Below are 19,641 nucleotides of genomic sequence, written 5' to 3'. Positions count from 1 at the left end.
ATGCCGACGGCATCCGGTCCTTCGTCATTTCGAGTGCCGAGGCCCTTGTCATCTCACGACGCGGCGCCTAGCTTCGTTGTGGGGGGCATCCTGGTCCGGTTCGATGAGAGACCTTCGATCCGGCCGACGCAGTTGGGAGCGTTCGGATGCCATTTATCGGTCGTGTTCGCGAGTTGTTGCTCGTCGAAAACTCGATCGGCGCGCGGGTGGGATCCGCGTGCCTTCTCGTCGGCGAGCCCGGAATCGGCAAGTCGGCACTGGCACACGAGGTCGCCCGCGTCTACGACGCGGCGGTCGTCGTCGCGAGTCCGAACGAGCGCATGTGGCCGTATTCGGGCATCTCGGCGCTGTCCGCTGCGCTGGGCGGCGGGCGCGGAGCCGCGCTCGACAGCGTCCTGGCCCGCGGTCGCGACTGGCCCGAGCACCTGCTCGCCGAAGAACTGAGCCGCACGCTCCACCTCGTGCGCGACGAGCCTGCGGTCCTGGTCATCGACGACCTCGACGAGATGGACAGCGCGAGCATCACGGTGCTGTCGTTCGTGTTCGGTCGGCTGCGCGGCACGGGACTGAGCGTGGTCGCCACGGTGGGGTGTCTGGACGGGCGTCACGATTTCGCCGGGATGACGCACACGCACATCGATCGACTGTCGTTCGTCGATTCGGTGGAGGTGGCCCGAGCCCATCTCGGCCCCGGCACGGCGCAGGTGGTGCTGTTCATGGTGGCGAAGTACGCCGGGGGCGACCCCCGCCTGATCTCGCGCGTGCGACTCACCCCGGCCGAGGCCGCCGGCGACGCCGCCCTCCCGATCCCGCTCCGCCTGATCGACGAGGAGAGCGGCCGACGGCGGCGCCCCCCTCGCTCATTCCGGGACCCCGCGACGAACGCGGTCCTCGACCTGCTGTCGGTCGGGCCCGTGTACGGTTACGACCGACTACGCATCACCGCCGCCGAACTCGGGGTCGAGATCGACGCGCTCATCGACGCCGGTCTCGTGGCCGTCCAGGGCGACCTGGCACGTATCGCCGACCCCGCTCTGCGCTTGCGGCACCATTCCGCCCTGCCCGCCGAGGAGCGACGACGTCTGCACACGCGCGCTGCGGCGGATCACGAGGGCGCGTACCACGCCACCCACCGGTGGCACCTGAGCTTCGTCGATCCACTGGGCGACCGCTCGGATCTGCTGTGGGCCGCGGCCGACCTCGCGCGCGCCGGAGAGACGGCCGCCGCCGTGGAGTTCGCCGAACGGGCCCTGGGCGGAGAGGTCGACGACGACGTCCGGGTACGGCATCTGGTCGTCCTCGGCGAAGCCCTCGTGCTCCACAACCGGTCCGTTCTGGGTCGTCATTACCTGCGCCGGGCCGGGCACGTGCTCGATCCCGACCTGCGGGCGCGCTGCGCCCTGGCTCTGCTGCGAGCGACCGCGATCGTGGACCACGTGGTGGACGATGCCCTCGTCGCGGCGACGGTGGACGGCGTCTCCCCGCGAGCCGCGGAGAGCCTGCTCTGCGAGTGCGCCCGGCTGCACATGGAACGCACCGAGATCGCCGAGGCCCTCGCGTGCATCCGCGCGGTGGTGGATCGCGACCTCGTCGGCGCCGAGACGCGTCGATTGGCCCGCGTCTTCGAGGAGTGGGGAATGGATGCCGTTCTCCCCGTCATGATCGATGTCGGCGGGGCCGAGCCGGTGGCGCCGGCAGATCTGCCCGTCGAGCAGGCGCTGCTGGCCCTCGGCGTCCAGGTGCTGCGCGAGGAGTACGCCTCCGTCCGCCACCAGGTCACCGCTCTTCTCGAGCGCTCTCCGCGCCCGCTCCCGATGTGGCGGCAGCAGGTGCAGACGGTTCTCGTCGTCAACGAGATCCGCGGCGGTGACCCCGTCGCCGCCCGTGAGGCCGTCATCGCGTGGCGACGCGAGTGGGCGTTGGGACGCACGGCCGACGCGGCGACGATGCTGCTCATGGCCGCCGCCGCCGCTCTCGACCCTCTCGACGCCGATGCCGCCGAGCTCGTCCACCGCGGCCGTGACCTCGCGCGCCGGGAGGGCACGCCCGCGCTGCTGCCGTGGTTCGCGGTGATCGAGGGTGGCCTCGCTCTGGCGGAGGGGCGCGCCGACGACGCGGTGAGCGCGTTGCGTGCCGCGCGCGAACTCGCCCCCGGCGACGACCCGTCGCTGCTGCGCGCCGACGCGGACCTCATCGAGGCCCTCTGGCTGAGCGGGCACCGCGACCAGGCGCGCGCCGAGCTGGCACGGCTCGAGGCGGCGGCCGAGCGGACCCCCCGGCGCTGGACGACTCTCGCGGTCGCCCGTTCGCGTGCCGTCTGCAGGTGCGAGCAGGACGGCGTCACCGCGTTCCGCGAGGCCGAGGCGGTGCTGCGCACCGACGACGCCCCCGCCGAACGCCGTCGGCTCTCCGCGTCGCGCGAGCGCTGCCTTCCCGGTGTCGGACGGACCCCGGCGCCCCGCGCGCTGGTCGCGACGTCGACGTCGCGGACGCTGTCGCCGCAGGAGAAGGAGGTGGTCGAGCTCGTCGGCCGCGGTCTGCGCAACCGCGAGATCGCCGCCGCGCTGTACATCTCGCTCCGCACCGTCGAGCTGCGCCTGACCGGGATCTACCGCAAGCTCGGCGTCAGCAGCCGGGCACACCTCATCGCCCTGCAGCACGGATCGACCGCCGCGTCCTGAGGGCGGGGGGGGATGCCGGGGTCTCGGCATCCCCCGGTTCACACGGCGAGGGAGCGGGCGGGATGCCGGGGTCTCGGCAGCCCCTCGGTTCACACGGCGAGGAAGCAGGCGGGATACCGGGGTCTCGGCAGCCCCTCGGTTCACACGGCGAGGGAGCAGGCGGGATGCCGGGGTCTCGGCAGCCCCTCGGTTCACACGGCGAGGGAGCAGGCGGGATGCCGGGGTCTCCGCATCCTCCGGTTCACGCGGACGACAGCGCGGCGCGTCGAGCGGGACTGCGCCACCGGCCGTCGGACGGCCGGCCCAGCGCGGCGGCCAGCGCCCGCAGGCACAGCACGGCGTCCCAGACTCTCAGCAGGGGGAACAGCAGCATCCACGCCCGCGGACGGGTGCGCGACACCGCGCACACGAACGCGGTCATCACGGCATCCACGATCACGAACGCCAGCGCGACGGGCCCCGCGGGCAGCGCCGTCGCCACCCCGGCGGCGACGGCGGCCGCCTCACCCGGAAGCACGAGCGAGCCGAGGCCCGCGAGAGTCGCGATCAGCAGCAGCGGCAGCACCGCGGCGAGCGCGACGCTGGAGACGACCGTCTCGACGGCGAAGACGCCCACCGAGGTCCAGAACAGCCCCGGTCGCACGCCGTGTCGACGCACGGTCTGCCAGAAGCCGAGACTCCACCGGCGCATCTGCGCCGAGTAGTCGCGCAGGATCGCCGGATCCTGCGTTTCGGCGATCGCGCACTCGGGATGGAAGGCGATGCGTCCCAGACGCTTGGCGTGCACTTCGAAGGTCATGTTGAAGTCCTCGATCGACAGGCCGGGGGCGTCGATGTCGACCTCGTCGAGGATGTCGGTCCGGTACAGGCTCGCGAATCCCGGGACGATGGCGACGGCGTCGGCGGCCCGCGCGGCCTGGCCGAACTTGTGCAGGTACTGGGTGCACACGTACGTCCGTTCCCGGTACGCGGTGAGGAAGCGCCCCATGGTCGTGTCGGGTGCGTCGGTGGCGGTGGTCGCGCGTCCTGCGACGGCGACCACCCCCGCGTCGGTGAAGAGCGGCAGGCCCGTGCGCAGGTAGTCGGGGCGCGGACGGGAGTCGGCGTCCAGCAGCATCAGCAGGGGAAAACGCTGCGGAATGCGGAAGTGGGCCAGACCCGCACGGATCGCCCCGGCCTTGCCGCGGTTGGGCACGAGATCGAACGCGTTCGCCCCCGCCTCGCGTGCGCGTGCAACGGTGTCGTCGCTGGAGCCGTCCGAGACGACGAAGACGTTCTGCGCGGGCACGAGCGCCCGGGCCGCGCGGACGGCGTCTGCGATGACCAGCTGCTCGTTGTGGGCGGCGATGAGCACCGCCACCTCGTCGGCGCGGTAGAACATCGACGGCACCAGCAGGGTCTCGCTGCGACGGTGTTCGGCGATGAGGCGCAGGACGGCGGCGGTACCCCAGACCAGCGTCGACACCCCGACGGTGCCGATCGCGACGAGCACGATGAGCACGGCGCTCACGGGCGCCGTCCCGCGCGGGTGGAGTCGGCGATGGGCGTCATGGCATCCCCTGTCCGGGTCGAGGGTCTCGGCACCGACGCTACGTCGCCCCCGCGCCCGCCGCACGTGCCGACACCGCACCTGCGGTTGCGGTTTCCCGCATCGCGGCCTGCGGTGCGCGGCATCCCGCATGATCCTCCCCGGCTGCTTGACCGGCCCCGGCGGCCCGGCCCAGTGTGGGCGTCGGACCGGCCCCGACACCCCGATCGGACGGTCCTCGATCGCAGCACCCGAACGTTCGAGGGGGCGCCCGCCTTTCCCCGGCGCCCCCTCGGACCCCTGCTCTCTGGAGGATGAAGATGTCCACTCTCGATGTCCGCGACGTCCCGGTCACCACGACGCTCGCCCCGACGTCCGCCGATCCCGTCGCCCCGGCGGCGTTCGATTTCGACGTCGCGATCGTCGGGCTCGGGTACGTCGGGCTGCCGACCGCCCTGGCCTACCACGCGAGCGGCTCCCGGGTGCTGGCCCTGGACGCGTCGCCCCGACGGCTCCGCACGATCGCCGCGCGCGGCGCCGACCTGATCGACACCGACCGCGAGCGTCTGGACACCGCGCTGCGCACGCCGGCGGGCTTCCGCCTCACCAGCGACGCGGGCGAGCTCTCACGTGCCGCGGCGATCGTGGTGTGCGTGCCCACCCCCGTCGACCACCAGCAGGTCCCCGACCTCGTTCCCCTCCGGGCGGCGTGCGCCACCGTCGTCGCCGCCGCCCGGCCCGGCCAGCTGATCATGCTGACCTCGACCACCTACGTGGGATGCACCCACGACCTCGTCGAGCAGCCGCTGCGCGAGCGCGGCTTCGTCATCGGGCGCGACGTGTTCGTCACCTTCAGCGCCGAGCGCATCGATCCGGGCAACGTCGGCTTCGCCCAAGAGGTCGTCCCCCGCGTCGTCGGCGGCGCCACCGCGCAGTGCGAAGAAGAGGGGGCGCGCCTGCTGGCCCGCTACGCCGCCCGGGTGCACCGCGTGTCGAGCCTGGCCACCGCCGAGATGACCAAGCTGCTCGAGAACACCTTCCGCGCGGTCAACATCGCGCTGGCGAACGAGTTCGCCGACATCTGCGGGGCGCTCGACGTGCCGGTCACCGAGGTGATCGAGGCCGCCAGCACCAAGCCCTACGGGTTCATGGCGTTCTATCCCGGTCCCGGGGTCGGGGGTCACTGCATCCCCTGCGACCCCCACTACCTGCTGTGGCAGCTGAAGGCGCTGCACGTGGATGCCGGGGTGATCACCGAGGCCATGACCCGCATCGCCGCACGACCGCGGCGCGTCGTCGAACGCATCCGCGACGTCCTCGGCCGCGCCGGCAAGGGGACGCTGGGCGCACGCATCCTGGTGGTCGGCGTCACCTACAAGCCCGACGTGGCGGACCTGCGCGAATCGCCCGCGCTCGAGATCATCGACCACCTCATCGACGTGGGAGCCGAGGTGCAGTACGTCGACACCCACGCGCCGCACATCCACCTCGACTCCGGCCGCGAGCGCGACTCGCTCGCCGACCCCGGCGCGTTCCATCCCGATGTGGTGCTGGTGCACACCCGTCATCACGACGACGATCTGGCCTGGATCGAGGGCGACGCGCTCGTCGTCGACGGCACCTACCGCAGCACCGACATCGCCGGGCGGGTGCTCCTGTGAGCGGCATCCCCGTCTTCCCCGGGAGCACCGGCATGAAGACCCTCGTCACCGGCGGTGCCGGCTTCGTCGGCAGCCACCTCGTGGAGCACCTGCTCGCGCAGGGCGACGAGGTCGTCGTCCTCGACGATCTGTCCACGGGCTCGGCGCGCAACCTCGCCGGTGTCGCGGACCACCCCCGTCTCCAGATGGTCCACGGGTCCATCCTGAACACCCAGACGGTTGCCGAGGCGATGCGCTCGTGCGACCGGGTGTTCCACCTCGCGGCCGCGGTCGGCGTCAAGCTCATCGTCGAACAGCCCTTGCGGGGCCTGCGCATCAACATCCACGGCACCGAGAACGTCCTCACCGCCGCGATCGCCCAGCAGGCCTCGGTGCTGATGGTGTCCACCAGCGAGGTGTACGGCAAGAACACCGCCGACCGCCTGCGCGAGGACTCCGATCGCATCCTCGGCGACCCGCTGCTGTCGCGCTGGACCTATGCCGGCGCGAAGGGCATCGACGAGGCCTTCGCCAAGGCGTACTGCGACCAGGAGGGTCTGGACGTCTCGATCGTCCGGCTGTTCAACACGGTCGGCCCGCGCCAGACGGGTCGTTACGGCATGGTTCTGCCCAACCTCGTCGGCCAGGCGCTGCGGGGCCACCCGCTCACCGTGTTCGGTGACGGGCTGCAGACGCGCTGCTTCTCGGCCGTCGAGGACGTCGTGCCCGCGATGGTCCGCATCGAGCGCGACCCGCGCGCCCGGGGACAGGCGTACAACCTCGGCGGTGCGCGAGAGATCTCGATCCTCGACCTCGCGCGCGAGATCATCGCGACGCTCGACAGCTCCAGTCGCATCGACCTGGTGCCCTACGAGCAGGCCTACGCCCCCGGTTTCGAGGACATGCGTCGGCGCGTGCCCGACAACACCAAGGCCCACGATCTCGTCGGTTACGAGCCCACCACCCCGCTGGGCACGACCATCATGCGGGTCGCCGCCGATCTGCTCTCGCGCGAACGGCTCGGCTCGGATGCCATGCCGCTGGCGGGGGCGGGCACCTTCCGCGGTGTCGTCTGATGTGCGGGATCACGGCATTCCGCGGGACGACGGCCGCCGCCACGCGCGCGCTGGGCGCCCTCGAGAGGCTGGAGTACCGCGGATACGATTCCGCCGGCATCGCCGCCCGTCGTGTGGACGGCTCGGCCCTGCACGAGAGGACGATCCACGGGGTCGCGGCCCTCGCCGCCGCCGTGGGCCGTGCCGACGGCGACACCACGACCGCGGCCATCGGCCACACCCGCTGGGCCACGCACGGTGGAGTGACCGCGCAGAACGCGCACCCCATCGAGGACTGCGGCGGGCGGGTGCTCGTCGTGCACAACGGGATCGTCGAGAACGCCGACGTGCTGCGCACGCAGTTGGTGACCGCGGGGCACCGGTTCGCCACCGAGGTCGACAGCGAGGTCATCGTCCACCTGATCGAGCAGTCGCTGCGCCCCGGTGTCGACCTGGGCGATGCCCTCGTCGCCGCCCGTGAGCGTCTCGAGGGGTCCTGGGCCGTGGTCGCCCTCGACCTGCGCACCGGCGAGATCGCGGGCACCGCGCACGGGTCGCCGCTGATCTGCGCCGAGACGAGCGACGGCGTGTACCTCGCCAGTGACGTGGGCGCGATCGCGCCGGAGGTCTCGGCATTCCGCGTGCTCGAGGACGACGACGTCGTCGAGGTGGGCGCGGAGGGTGCCCGCTGGCGCCGTCACGACCACAGCACCCGCCCCCGAGGACTCTGGCCCGTTCCGCGCACGGCGTTGCTGGCCAGCACGGGGCGGCACGACGACCACATGGGCAATGAGATCGACGAGCAGCCGGTGGTCGCGCGGCGGGTGATCGACGCCCTCGTCCCCGGCATCGCGGACGGGCGGCTGTGGAGAGGCCTGGGCCTGGATGCCCTCGACGGCGTCGACCGCGTGGCCGTCATCGGGTGCGGGACGTCGCTGCACGCCGGCCGCGCCATCGCGGGGGTCTTCCAGCGGCTCGCGGCGCTTCCCACCCGCGTCGTCGTCGCCAGCGAGGCCGCGCACGAGCGGTGGGAGCCGCGGACCCTGGTGATCGCCATCAGCCAGTCGGGCGAGACGGCCGACGTCCTGCGCGCCCTGGATCGACTCCCGGCGCGTCGAGGACCGGTCCTCGCCCTGACCAACAACACCTCGTCATCGCTGGCGCGGCGCTCCGACGCGGTGATCGACTGCCTCGCCGGGCCCGAGATCGGGGTCGCGGCGACCAAGACCTTCGTCGCGCAGGTCCTGACCGGGGTGTGCGTCGCCCTGTCGGGCGTGTGCGCCGCCGGACGCGCCGACGCCCTGGCCTTCGACGCGGATGTGCGCGCGCTCACCGCCACCCCCGAGGCGCTGCTCGCCGCGATCGAAGCCTGGCGCGAGCCCGCCGCCGCGCTCGCGACGGAATTCTCCGCGGCGTCCGGCTTTCTGTTCCTGGGCCGCGGTTCGGGCCTGGTCTACGCCGCCGAGGGCGCCCTCAAACTCAAGGAGCTCTCCTACCGCTGGGCGGAGCATCAGCCCGCCGGAGAGCTGAAGCACGGTCCTCTCGCCCTGGTGGATGCCGGGACCCCGGTGTTCGTCGTCGACAACGGCGACCCGCGGCTCGACGTCGATATCGCCGAGGTCACCGCCCGAGGAGGCCGCATCGTGCGCATCGGAGAACGCGTTCTGACGGTGGGTGGCTCCCCCGTGCACCTGCCGCGGACCGGTCCGTCATGGGGGCCGCTGGACAGCGTCGTGGCCCTGCAGATGTTCGCGCGGGAGCTGGCCCTGCGTCTGGGCCGCAACGTCGACAAGCCCCGGAACCTCGCCAAGTCGGTGACCGTCTCATGAGATGGAGTCGGCATCCCGCATCCGCTCCGGGTGAGCCCGTGCGCTCCCCGCGCTCTCTCTGGAAGGAGAACCCCATGTCCGAACGATTCGCCGCGGCACCGCCGCGGTGGACGCGCGCCCTGGCCGTCCTCGCCGCCTTCGCGGTGGTGGCCGGCGGGGCGGTGGCCGGCGCCCCGGCGCCCGCACAGGCCGCGACCCGCACGATCGTCAGCCTGACCTTCGACGACGCCAACTCGGATCAGTTGAACGCGCTTCCGGCTCTGAAGACCAACGGCATGAAGGCGACCTTCTACGTCCCGTCCGGCTTCATCGGCGCGAGCGGCCACATGACGCGCGCCGACCTGACGACGCTGAAGAATGCGGGCCACGAGATCGGCGGTCACACCGTGACCCACCCCGATCTGGCGGCGGTGAGCGTCGACGAGGCAAAACGACAGATCTGCACCGATCGCAAGACCCTCTCGTCGTGGGGGTTCTCGATCCGCAGCTTCGCCTACCCCTTCGCCTCGAGCACCCCCGACGTCGAGAAGGCCGCCGCGGCCTGCGGCTACAGCAGCGCGCGCGGATTGGGCGACATCCGCAGCCGCTTCGGCTGCCCCGACTGCGCCTATGCGGAGTCGACCAGGCCCGCCGACCGCTACTACCTCAAAGCCCTCGATCAGGTGGACGCCACCTGGACCCTCGACGACCTGAAGGCGGGCGTCACCAACGCCGAGAACAACGGCGGCGGATGGGTGCAGTTCACCTTCCACAACGTCTGCGACAACGCCTGCAGCGACCTCGCCGTCACGACGACGGTGTTCTCCCAATTCACCGCCTGGTTGAAAACGCGCGCGGCGGCGGGGACGGTCGTGCGCACCGTGGGCGATGTCATCGGCGGCGCGGCCAAACCGGTGGTGGACGGCCCGGTGGTGCCCGCGGTCACCGGCTCGACCAACGGCATCGTCAACCCCAGCCTGGAGCAGGGCGCCCCCGACTGCTGGATGCGGGGCGGGTACGGGTCGAACTCCGCGGCCTTCTCGACGGGCTCGCCCGCGCACACCGGTGCGATCGCGAGCGGCATCACGATGTCGAACTACGTCGACGGCGACGCCAAACTGCTCCCGCAGTTCGACCTCGGACAGTGCTCCCCCACCGTGACCGCCGGGAAGACGTACACGCTGAGGGAGTGGTATCAGTCCAGCGGGGTGACGCAGTTCGCGGTCTACCTGCGCTCGACCTCGGGCGCCTGGTCCTACTGGACCTCGAGCCCCTGGTTCGGCGCCGCGACCGACTGGACGCAGGCCGATTGGACGACGCCGGCGATCCCGGCCGGGTACAACGGCATCAGCTTCGCGCTGACGATCTTCGGCAACGGCACCCTGCGCACCGACGATCTGCAGCTGTACGACAGCGCCGGGGCGCCCGCCCTGCCCGCCGCGAACACGTCGACCTCTCCCGCTCTCGCCCCCTCGACGGTGACCGCACCCCAGGGTCCGGTCGAGGTGGTCAATCCCACCGAGAGCGGCGTCACCGGATGACGACCCCGCGCACGCCGGCGGCGGCGATCACCCTCGCGGTGGTCGTCGCCGTCGGCGTGAGCGCGTGCACGCCCGCTCCGTCCGGGAGCCGCCCCGACACGGGGTATCCCTGGCACACCGACATCGTCGCGACCACCTTCTGGGTGGGCGAGGTGTTCGATCCCACCGCACCCGACGGGAGCCAGCGGATCTCGACCTACGACTCCGATTGGCTGGGCTCGTACGGCGGATGCGACGGGGTGCAGGTCGGCGACGAGTGCCGCACCGAGGCGCGCACCGCGGCCGACGACTGGTTCCCCACGCGCATGACGCCCCGGCAGAACCCGTTCTACCTCGACCTGCCCTTCGACGACGTCAACGACGATCAGGGCTTCGCCACCCGCGGGGCGGTGGTGCCGTGGGCCTCCGAGCCCGCCTACGCCCCCCTGGTCGACGATCCCTCCGCCAGCCTGATGAAGAACCGCTGGGTCGTCCTGCACAAGGACGGACGCGTCTGTTACGGACAGATCCAGGATGCCGGCCCCGGCGAATACCGCGACGCGGCCTACGTCTTCGGGACGGACGACCGCCGCCCCGCGAACGCCCGCTACAACGGCGCCGGCCTGGACGTCTCGCCCGCGCTCAACGGTTGCCTCGGATTCGCCGACCTCGACGGCGACGACGACCGCGTCGACTGGGCGTTCGTCGACGACGCCGAGGTCCCCGCGGGTCCGTGGACGAGGATCGTCACCGACACGCCCGTGCGGTGACGCCGGACTCGGTCGCTCCCGCCCCTCGCGACCGGGGACACGGAAGGGCCGGATGCCCTGGCATCCGGCCCTTCTCGTCATCGGCGCCCGCGGGGGACGACGACGGGTGTCACTGTCCGCGACGCTCGCGCAGCTGCTGCAGGGCGTCGTCGAGGAGCGAGGCGGCTTCTTCGTCGCTCCGGCGCTCCTTCACGTAGGCGAGGTGCGTCTTGTAGGGCTCCGCCTTCGCGAGGGCGGGCGGGTTGGCCTTGTCTCGCCCCGCGGGCAGACCCGAATGCGGGGAGTCGATCGTCTCGGGGATCTCGTCGTCGGGGATACCGGCCGCGAAGTAGCGCACCGTCTCGTTGCCGAGGGCGTCCCAGTACGACACGGCCACGCGATCGGCGTGGAAGCCGTGATCCTGCTCGCCCATGGGGCCCGCGCCTACACGCGAGCCACGGATGGCATTGCCGCCAGTGGCCATGTCAGATCTCCGCGAACTTGGTCAGCAGACCGAGCCCGACGATGGTGACGAACCACACCAGCGCCAGCACGATCGTGAATCGGTTGAGGTTGCGCTCGGCCAGTCCCGACGACCCGAGAGCGGAGCTCATGCCGCCACCGAACATGTCGGAGAGGCCGCCACCGCGGCCCTTGTGGAGCAGGATGAGCAGGGTCAGCAGGAGGCTGGTGATGCCCAGGAGCACCTGCAGGACGAACTCGAGAATCTGCACTGTCGAAAGCCTTTCACAGCGATCGGGTCGACCGCACAAGCGTCAAGTATACGGGGAGGCGTCTCGGACGCACGGATGCCCGCGGCGAGGTGCCGCGGGCATCCGGTGAGGGCGTCAGACGCCGACGTGCCTCTGGAAGCGGACGATCGCCGCGAACTCGTCCACGACGAGGCTCGCGCCGCCCACCAGGGCACCGTCGACGTCGGGCTCGCGCATGAAGCCGGCGATGTTGCCCGACTTCACCGATCCGCCGTACAGCACACGGGTGCGCGCCGCCGCGTCGGCACCGAGCTTGTCGGCGACGACGGCCCGCAGCTTCGCGCAGACCTCCTGGGCCTGATCGGGAGTCGCCGCCTGGCCGGAGCCGATGGCCCAGACCGGCTCGTACGCCACGACGATGTCGGCATCGGATGCCACGCCCTCGAGCGCGGCCTCGAGCTGACCCACGGGCACGGCGCTCGCGCCGAACTTCTCGAGGTCCTCCGAGGTCTCACCGACGCAGATCACGGGCACGAGACCGTGGCGCAGAGCCGCCTGGGTCTTCGCCGCGATGACCTCGTCGGTCTCGTGGTGGAACTGACGACGCTCGGAGTGACCGATGATGACGTAGGTCGCGTCGAGCTTGGCCAGGAACTGGCCCGAGATCTCACCGGTGTAAGCGCCCGAATCGTGGGCCGAGAGGTCCTGACCGCCGAGGGCGAACTCGATCTTGTCGGCGTCCAGCAGCGTCTGCACGGTGCGCAGGTCGGTGTACGGCGGGAAGACCGCGACCTCGACGCTGGCGCTGTCGTGCTTGGCCTCTTTCAACGTCCAGTGCAGCTTCTGGACGAACGCGACCGCCTGCAGGTGGTCGAGGTTCATCTTCCAGTTGCCCGCGATGAGGGGGGTTCTGTTCACTGTTGCCATCCGAGGACCTCCAGTCCGGGGAGCTTCTTGCCTTCGAGGAACTCCAGGCTGGCGCCGCCGCCGGTGGAGATGTGGCCGAACCGGTCGTCGGTGAAGCCGAGCTGACGCACCGCGGCCGCGGAGTCGCCGCCGCCGACGACGCTGAGTCCATCGACCTCGGTGAGCGCGTGGGCCACGGTCTGGGTACCGGCTTCGAACGCCTTCATCTCGAACACGCCCATCGGGCCGTTCCAGAAGACCGTGCGCGAGGCACGGATCGCCTCGGCGAAGATCTCCGCCGTCCGCGGCCCGATGTCGAGGCCGAGACCAGAGGCGCCGAAGGCGGTGTCCTCGAGGGCGTCCGCGTCCGCGACCACGTGATCGGCGTCGGCCGAGAACGACGCCGCGACGACCGCGTCGACCGGGAGCACGATCTCGACGCCGCGCTCCTTCGCCGAGGCGAGGTAGCCCTTCACGGTGTCGATCTGGTCCTGCTCGAGCAGGCTCGATCCGACCTTGTGCCCCTCGGCGACGAGGAAGGTGAACATCATGCCGCCGCCGACGAGGAGCTTGTCGACCCGCGGCAGCAGGTGCTCGATGACGCCCAGCTTGTCGCTGACCTTCGACCCGCCGAGGACGACCGTGTAGGGGCGCTCGGGGTTCTCGGTCAGACGGTCGAGGACGTCGAGCTCTTTCTGGATGAGCAGACCCGCGGCCGAGGGAACGATCTGAGCGAGGTCGTACACGCTCGCCTGCTTGCGGTGCACGACACCGAAGCCATCGGACACGAGAGCGTCACCGAGGCCGGCGAGCTCCCGGGCGAAGGCCTGGCGCTCGGCCTCGTCCTTGGAGGTCTCCCCCGCGTTGAAACGGAGGTTCTCGATCACCGCGACGTCGCCGTCCTCCAGCGACGCCACGGCATCCCGAGCCGACTCGCCCACCGTGTCGCGCGCGAACGCGACCGGCTGGCCGAGCAGCTCGGACAGGCGCTGCGCCACGGGCTCGAGGGAGTACTTCGGATCGGGCGCCCCGTCGGGGCGGCCCAGGTGCGAGCACACGATCACGCGCGCGCCGGCGTTGATCAGTGCGTTGAGGGTCGGCAACGACGCGCGCACGCGGCCATCGTCCGTGATGACGCCGTCCTTGAGGGGGACGTTCAGATCACAACGGACGATGACACGCGTGCCGGCGAGCGACCCCAGCGAATCGAGGGTGCGCAGAGCCATGGAGGGTCAGAGACGCTCGGCGACGTACTCGGTCAGGTCGACCAGACGGTTCGAGTAGCCCCACTCGTTGTCGTACCAGGACGACACCTTGACCAGGTTGCCGCTGACGTTGGTCAGCTCGGCGTCGAAGATCGACGAGTGCGGGTTGCCCTGGATGTCGCTCGAGACGATCGGGTCCTCGGTGTACTGCAGGATGCCGTTCAGGCGACCGTCGGCGGCGGCCTTCTTGTAGACCTCGTTCACCTGGTCGACGGTCAGGCCGTCGGTGGGGGTGACGATCGTCAGGTCGACGATCGAGCCGGTGGGAACGGGCACGCGGTAGGACGAGCCGCTGAGCTTTCCGTTCAGCTCGGGCAGCACCAGGCCGATGGCCTTGGCGGCACCGGTCGAGGCGGGGACGATGTTGATCGCCGCGCCACGGGCACGACGCAGGTCGCCGTGGGGGCCGTCCTGCAGGTTCTGGTCGGCGGTGTACGCGTGGGCGGTCATCATGAAGCCGCGCTCGATGCCGAAGGCGTCTTCGAAGACCTTGGCCAGGGGGGCGAGGCAGTTGGTGGTGCACGACGCGTTCGAGATGATGACGTCGGTCTCGGGGTTGTACGATTCCTCGTTCACACCCATGACGATCGTGGCGTCGTCGCCCGTGGCCGGAGCGGAGATCAGCACCTTCTTGGCACCGCCGGCGACGTGCTTCTTCGCGTCCTCGGCCTTGGTGAAGCGGCCGGTCGACTCGATGACGATGTCGACGCCCAGCTCGCCCCACGGGAGGTTGGCGGGGTCGCGCTCCTCGAAGACCTTGATGGTCTTGTCGCCCACGGTGATGGAGTCTTCGGTGTACGAGACCTCTTCGGACAGCACGCCGCCCACGGAGTCGTACTTCAGCAGGTGCGCGAGGGTCTTGTTGTCGGTGAGGTCGTTCACCGCCACGATTTCGAGGTCGGCACCCTGCGCGAGAGCCGCGCGGAGGTAGTTGCGTCCGATACGGCCGAAGCCGTTGATTCCGATCTTGACGGTCACGGAATATCTCCTGAATCAGTTGTGCGCGAGAAGCGCGTGATTGCGGTATTCGCTGGCGGACAACGGCGTCCCGGTGGGGTGCCCCACCGGGACGCCGCACCGTTTACGACAGTACCAGCAGACCCGCGGTCTTCTCACGGGCGGCCGCGAAGCGCTCCTGGGCGTCGGCCCAGTTCGCGATGTTCCAGAACGCCTTGACGTAGTCGGCGCGGACGTTCTTGTAGTCGAGGTAGTAGGCGTGCTCCCAGACGTCCAGGAGCAGCAGCGGGACGGTGCCGGCGACGATCTGCCCCTGCTGGTCGAAGAACTGCTGGATGACGAGGTTCTCGCCGATGGAGTCCCAGAAGAGCCCCGCCCAGCCCGAGCCCTGCACGCCGAGGGCGGCCGCGGTGAACTGCGCGCGGAACGCGTCGAACGAACCGAACTGGTCGTCGATCGCGGACTCGAGGTCGCCGGTGGGCTTGTCGCCGCCGTTGGGCGAGAGGTTCGTCCAGAAGATCGAGTGGTTGGTGTGACCGCCGAGGTTGAACGCGAGATCCTTCTGCAGACGGTTGATGTTGGCGAAATCGCCCTTCTCGCGGGCTTCGGCGAGCAGGTCGAGAGTGGTGTTGGCGCCATTGACGTACGTCTGGTGGTGCTTGCTGTGGTGCAGCTCCATGATGGTCGCGCTGATGTGCGGCTCGAGCGCGGCGTAGTCGTAGGGCAGTTCGGGCAGGGTGTACTTCGCCATGTTCTCTACTTCCGAATCGGGCGCTGCCCGGACCTCTGCGCCGGGATGACATGCCGAGGAGCGAGCAGCGAGGGTGACGTCTTCATCCTATTGACGGTCAACGCGACGCCCACGGGGTTGCTTCCCCGGATGACGGAAGGTAGCCGGCCGGGCGCGTCGCGTGGCCGCCGTCGCGACCGGCGCGTCCCGGCATCCGCGACCGACGATCGCTCAGTCGTCGGCGCCCACCGGCACGGCCGCCTCGGTGCCCGGGATGCCGTCGGTTTCGGCCTTCTTGTCGGCCATCGCGAGCAGGCGTCGGATGCGTCCGGCGACGGCGTCCTTGGTGAGGGGCGGGTCGGCGTGGTGGCCCAGCTCGTCCAAGCTGGCGTCGCGGTGGGCCAGGCGCAGCTCACCGGCTTGCTGCAGGTGGCCGGGCACCTCGTCGCCGAGGATCTCGAGCGCACGCTCGACGCGGGCGCAGGCCGCCACCGCGGCCTGGGCGGAACGACGCAGGTTGGCGTCGTCGAAGTTGACCAGGCGGTTCACGCCCGCGCGCACCTCGCGGCGCTGACGCATCTGATCCCACTCGCCCGCGGTGCGCCGCGCGCCCATCTCGTACAGGGCGCCGCGGATCGCCTCGCCGTCGCGCACGACGACGCGTGGCACGCCGCGCACCTCGCGGGCTTTGGCCGGGATGCCGATGCGGTGTCCGGCACCCACGAGGGCCATCGCGGCCTCGGACGACGGGCACGAGATCTCCAGCGCCGCCGAGCGGCCCGGGTCGCTGAGGGTGCCGCTGGCCAGGAACGCGCCGCGCCAGATGGCGCTCAGGTCGGGACGCGAGCCGGTCGTGAGCTTGTTGGGCAGCCCGCGCACGGGGCGACGACGCTGATCGAGCAGCCCGGTCTGCCGGGCGAGGGTCTCGCCCGCCTCGATGACGCGCACCGCGAAGTGGCCGCCCGTGCGTCCCCCAGAGCCCTGCACGTGGTGCAGCTCGGGTCGCACGCCGTACAGCTCCATCAGGTCGCGGGCGACGCGACGCGCGAGGACGTCGGAGTCCAGCTCGGCCTCGACGGCGACGCGGTTGGCGATGGAGTGCAGACCGCCGGAGAAACGCAGGAGGGCCGTGAGCTCGGCGACGCGCGCGGTCGGGCGCGGGTCCCGAACGGTGATGAGCTCGGCCTTCACATCGGCGGTCAGGGGCACGGTTCTCCTCGGGTGGGGGCGGCGGGGACGACGTTACAGCCTACTCGCGACCGAGGTCGCGGTGAGCCACGCGCACGGCCACACCCGGAACATCGGCCAGACGTGCAGCGAGCTCGCGCGCCATCACGACCGACCTGTGCTTGCCCCCCGTGCACCCCACAGCCACCACGGAATGCCGCTTGTTCTCGCGCTGATACCCCTCGAGCACCGGGCGCAGCGCGGCCGTGTACGCCTCGAGGAACTCCGCCGCGCCCTGCTGGTCCAGCACGTATTCCCGGACTTGGGGGTCCTCGCCGGTGAGCGCGCGCAGGTCTTCGCTCCAGAAGGGGTTCGGCAGGAACCGCATATCGGCCACCAGGTCGACGTCGGGCGGCAGACCGTACTTGAACCCGAAACTCATCAGGGTCACCGTGTGCCGTGCCGCCCCCTCTTCGCCGAAGAGGGCGACCGTCCGCAGGGACAGCTGATGCACGTTCAGGGTCGAGGTGTCGATCACGACGTCAGCGGCCTCGCGCATCGGGGCGAGACGGTCGCGCTCGCGCCGGATGCCGTCGAGGATCGTCCCCTCATCCTGCAGCGGGTGCGGGCGCCGCACCGCCTCGAAACGGCGCACGAGTACGGCGTCGGACGCGTCGAGGAACACCGTGCGCACCTGCCGCCCGGCCTTGAGCGTCCGCATCGCCTCGGGCAGATCGCCGAAGAGCGTCCGTCCGCGCACGTCGACGACGACCGCGACCCGGGGTACGGCTCCCCCGGCGAGTTCGGTGAGCTCCAGCAGCGGGCGCAGCATCCGCGGGGGGAGGTTGTCGACGACGTACCAGTCGAGGTCCTCGAGGGCGTTGGCCACCGTGGATCGTCCGGCGCCCGACATCCCCGTGACGATCAGCACCTCACCAGGCTCGTCTCGTGCCGGTTCCATGGCGATCGCCTCCCGTCGTCCCCTCCAGCCTACCGAGCCAGATGCGTGTGGATCGCCTCGGCCAAGGTCGGACCGATGCCGGGCAGCACCGTGATCTCGTCGGGGGTGGCGTTGCGCAGCGCCGACACCGAACCGAAATGACGCAGCAGCGCCTTGATGCGCGCATCGCCCAGACCCGGCACCTCGGCCAGCACGCTGGTGATGTCGCGCTTGCGGCGCTTGCGCTGGTGGACGATCGCGAAACGGTGGGCCTCGTCGCGCAGACGCTGCAGCAGGTACAGCGCCTCCGAGGTGCGCGGCAGGATGACCGGGTACTCCTCCCCCGGCAGCCAGACCTCTTCGAGGCGCTTCGCGATGCCGCACAGGGCGATCTCGTCGTGGCCGGCGTCGGCGAGCGCCCGTGCCGCCGCGGCGACCTGCGGCTGACCGCCGTCGACGACGAGAAGCTGGGGGCGGTAGGCGAACCGCGGGCGCTTCCGCGCTGTGACCACATCGCCGTCGGCGGTGGCCTCGTCCGAGTCGGGATCGGCGACGAGCGCGCCGTTCACCGTCTCGGGTTCGAGCTCGTCGGGCCGGTCGAGGTAGGCCAGGCGGCGCGTGAGCACCTGGTACATCGAGTCGGTGTCGTCCGTGGTCTCGGCGACGCCGAACGAACGGTACTGATCCTTGCGCGGCAGGCCGTCCTCGAAGACGACCATGGATGCCACGACGTTGGTGCCGGCGAGATGCGAGACGTCGAAGCACTCGATGCGCAGCGGCGCCTCGGTCATGCCGAGCGCCTCCTGCAGATCGGTCAGCGCCTGCGAACGAGCGACGTAGTCGCTCGTTCGTCGGGTCTTGTGCAGCATGAGCGCCTGCTGGGCGTTGAGGGTGGCGGTCTTGAGAAGGTCGGACTTGCGCCCGCGCTGGGCCACCTGCAGCGTGACCGGGCGGCCCCGCCGCTCGCGCAGCCAGACCTCCAACTGTTCGGCGTCGTCGGGCAGCTCGGGCACCAGCACCTGCCGGGGGATGTCGGTGGCATCCGCGTCTCCGTAGGTGCGCTGCAGCACCTGGTCGACGAGCTCCGCTCCCGAGATGTCGATCTCTTTCTCGATGGTCGTCGCCCGTACGCCGCGCACGCGACCGCCGCGCACGACGAAGTGCTGAACCGTCGCGGCCAGCTCGTCCTCCGCGATGCCGAAAAGGTCGGCATCCGTGTCCGAGGCCAGCACGAGGGCGCTCTTGCCGAGCACCGCATCGATCGCCTGGAGGCGGTCGCGGTAGTGCGCCGCCGACTCGTAGTCCATCGCCGCCGATGCTTCTTTCATGCGCGCGGTGAGCTCGCGCGTGAAGCGCTGGTCGCCGCCGGACATGAACGCGACGAAGTCGTTGACGACGGCGCGGTGCTCCTCGATCGTGACCTTCATCGAGCACGGGCCGCCGCACCGGCCGATCTGGCCCGGGAAGCAGGGACGCCCGGATGCCATCGCCTTCTTGTACGAGGAGTCGCTGCACGTGCGGATCGGAAAGACCTTGATCATCAGGTCGATCGTGTCGTGCACGGCCCACACCTTGGGATACGGCCCGAAGTACTTGGCGCCCCGGATCTTGGGGTTGCGGGTGACGATGACGCGCGGAGCTTCGTCGGCGAGGGTGATCGCCATGAACGGGTAGGACTTGTCGTCGCGGTAGCGCACGTTGAAGGGCGGATCGAACTCCTTGATCCACATGTATTCGAGCTGCAGCGAGTCCACGTCACTGGGGACGACGGTCCACTCCACGCTGGAGGCCGTCGTCACCATCCGGCGCGTGCGCTCGTGCAGCGAGTGCAGCGGAGCGAAGTAGTTCGACAGGCGCGCGCGGAGGTTCTTAGCCTTGCCCACGTAGAGCACCCGACCCTCGGCATCCCGGAACCGGTAGACCCCCGGGTTGGTGGGGATCTCGCCGGCTTTGGGGCGGTAGGACAGCTGCGACATCCGCTC

Annotated in this window: 16 protein-coding genes; 6 read left to right on the top strand and 10 right to left on the bottom strand. The window is 70.7% G+C overall.

What is annotated here, in order from left to right; genetic code table 11:
- The first annotated feature begins 146 nt into the window (after window positions 1-146).
- On the top strand, window positions 147-2,681 hold the full coding sequence (locus ACIPVB_RS11420) for an AAA family ATPase (protein ID WP_400369028.1): 2,535 nt from the start codon (window positions 147-149) through the stop codon (window positions 2,679-2,681).
- Window positions 2,682-2,922: 241 nt separating this feature from the next.
- Here the strand turns inward: ACIPVB_RS11420 and ACIPVB_RS11415 are convergent, their stop codons facing one another.
- Window positions 2,923-4,191 carry a glycosyltransferase gene (locus ACIPVB_RS11415; protein WP_400369027.1) on the bottom strand — a complete coding sequence of 423 codons (1,269 nt, stop codon included), beginning with the start codon at window positions 4,189-4,191 and terminating at the stop codon, window positions 2,923-2,925.
- A gap of 338 nt (window positions 4,192-4,529) precedes the next feature.
- On the opposite strand from ACIPVB_RS11415, the gene ACIPVB_RS11410 reads away from it, so the two are divergent.
- The 5 genes from ACIPVB_RS11410 (at window position 4,530) to ACIPVB_RS11390 (ending at window position 11,002) form a co-directional block, all read left to right on the top strand.
- Window positions 4,530-5,870 (top strand): nucleotide sugar dehydrogenase, encoded by a 1,341-nt coding sequence (locus tag ACIPVB_RS11410; RefSeq protein ID WP_400369026.1) that lies wholly within the window; start codon window positions 4,530-4,532, stop codon window positions 5,868-5,870.
- Window positions 5,867-6,925, top strand: coding sequence for an NAD-dependent epimerase/dehydratase family protein (locus ACIPVB_RS11405; protein ID WP_400369024.1), 1,059 nt, complete (start codon window positions 5,867-5,869; stop codon window positions 6,923-6,925). Before ACIPVB_RS11410 ends, ACIPVB_RS11405 begins: the two co-directional genes overlap by 4 nt.
- On the top strand, window positions 6,925-8,733 hold the full coding sequence (gene glmS / locus ACIPVB_RS11400) for a glutamine--fructose-6-phosphate transaminase (isomerizing) (RefSeq protein WP_400369023.1): 1,809 nt from the start codon (window positions 6,925-6,927) through the stop codon (window positions 8,731-8,733). The genes ACIPVB_RS11405 and glmS overlap by 1 nt, the downstream gene beginning before the upstream one ends.
- A 74-nt stretch (window positions 8,734-8,807) precedes the next feature.
- A complete protein-coding gene (locus tag ACIPVB_RS11395; RefSeq protein WP_400369022.1) occupies window positions 8,808-10,253 on the top strand; it encodes a polysaccharide deacetylase family protein in 1,446 nt (481 codons plus the stop codon).
- Window positions 10,250-11,002 carry a hypothetical protein gene (locus ACIPVB_RS11390; RefSeq protein ID WP_400369020.1) on the top strand — a complete coding sequence of 251 codons (753 nt, stop codon included), beginning with the start codon at window positions 10,250-10,252 and terminating at the stop codon, window positions 11,000-11,002. Before ACIPVB_RS11395 ends, ACIPVB_RS11390 begins: the two co-directional genes overlap by 4 nt.
- Window positions 11,003-11,111: 109 nt before the next feature.
- Here ACIPVB_RS11390 and ACIPVB_RS11385 read toward each other — a convergent pair whose 3' ends face one another.
- The 9 genes from ACIPVB_RS11385 to uvrC all read right to left on the bottom strand — a co-directional run bounded on the left by ACIPVB_RS11385 (window position 11,112) and on the right by uvrC (window position 19,635).
- A complete protein-coding gene (locus tag ACIPVB_RS11385) occupies window positions 11,112-11,465 on the bottom strand; it encodes an RNA polymerase-binding protein RbpA (protein WP_055955187.1) in 354 nt (117 codons plus the stop codon).
- A gap of 1 nt (window position 11,466) precedes the next feature.
- Complete coding sequence (gene secG / locus ACIPVB_RS11380; RefSeq protein WP_056232190.1) at window positions 11,467-11,715, bottom strand: preprotein translocase subunit SecG; 249 nt, start codon at window positions 11,713-11,715, stop codon at window positions 11,467-11,469.
- A gap of 114 nt (window positions 11,716-11,829) precedes the next feature.
- Window positions 11,830-12,621 (bottom strand): triose-phosphate isomerase, encoded by a 792-nt coding sequence (tpiA, locus tag ACIPVB_RS11375; RefSeq protein WP_400369019.1) that lies wholly within the window; start codon window positions 12,619-12,621, stop codon window positions 11,830-11,832.
- A complete protein-coding gene (locus tag ACIPVB_RS11370) occupies window positions 12,609-13,826 on the bottom strand; it encodes a phosphoglycerate kinase (RefSeq protein WP_400369017.1) in 1,218 nt (405 codons plus the stop codon). The genes tpiA and ACIPVB_RS11370 overlap by 13 nt, the downstream gene beginning before the upstream one ends.
- Before the next feature lie 6 nt (window positions 13,827-13,832).
- Entirely contained in the window at window positions 13,833-14,843 is a 1,011-nt protein-coding gene (gap, locus tag ACIPVB_RS11365; protein ID WP_400369015.1) for a type I glyceraldehyde-3-phosphate dehydrogenase, read from the bottom strand.
- A gap of 103 nt (window positions 14,844-14,946) precedes the next feature.
- On the bottom strand, window positions 14,947-15,573 hold the full coding sequence (locus ACIPVB_RS11360; protein WP_400369013.1) for a superoxide dismutase: 627 nt from the start codon (window positions 15,571-15,573) through the stop codon (window positions 14,947-14,949).
- Between the two features lie 210 nt (window positions 15,574-15,783).
- On the bottom strand, window positions 15,784-16,761 hold the full coding sequence (gene whiA / locus ACIPVB_RS11355) for a DNA-binding protein WhiA (protein WP_400369012.1): 978 nt from the start codon (window positions 16,759-16,761) through the stop codon (window positions 15,784-15,786).
- A gap of 40 nt (window positions 16,762-16,801) precedes the next feature.
- Window positions 16,802-17,680: an RNase adapter RapZ gene (gene rapZ, locus ACIPVB_RS11350; protein ID WP_400369010.1), complete on the bottom strand. Its 879-nt coding sequence runs from the start codon at window positions 17,678-17,680 to the stop codon at window positions 16,802-16,804.
- A 29-nt stretch (window positions 17,681-17,709) separates the two neighbouring features.
- Window positions 17,710-19,635, bottom strand: a complete 1,926-nt coding sequence (gene uvrC, locus ACIPVB_RS11345) for an excinuclease ABC subunit UvrC (protein WP_400369009.1) — start codon at window positions 19,633-19,635, stop codon at window positions 17,710-17,712.
- Window positions 19,636-19,641 lie beyond the last annotated feature (6 nt).

This window comes from Microbacterium sp. NPDC090007, assembly GCF_044748345.1.
GTDB lineage: Bacteria > Actinomycetota > Actinomycetes > Actinomycetales > Microbacteriaceae > Microbacterium.
Note: the sequence above shows the minus strand (reverse complement) of the source record. Positions and strands in the feature narration are given on the sequence as shown.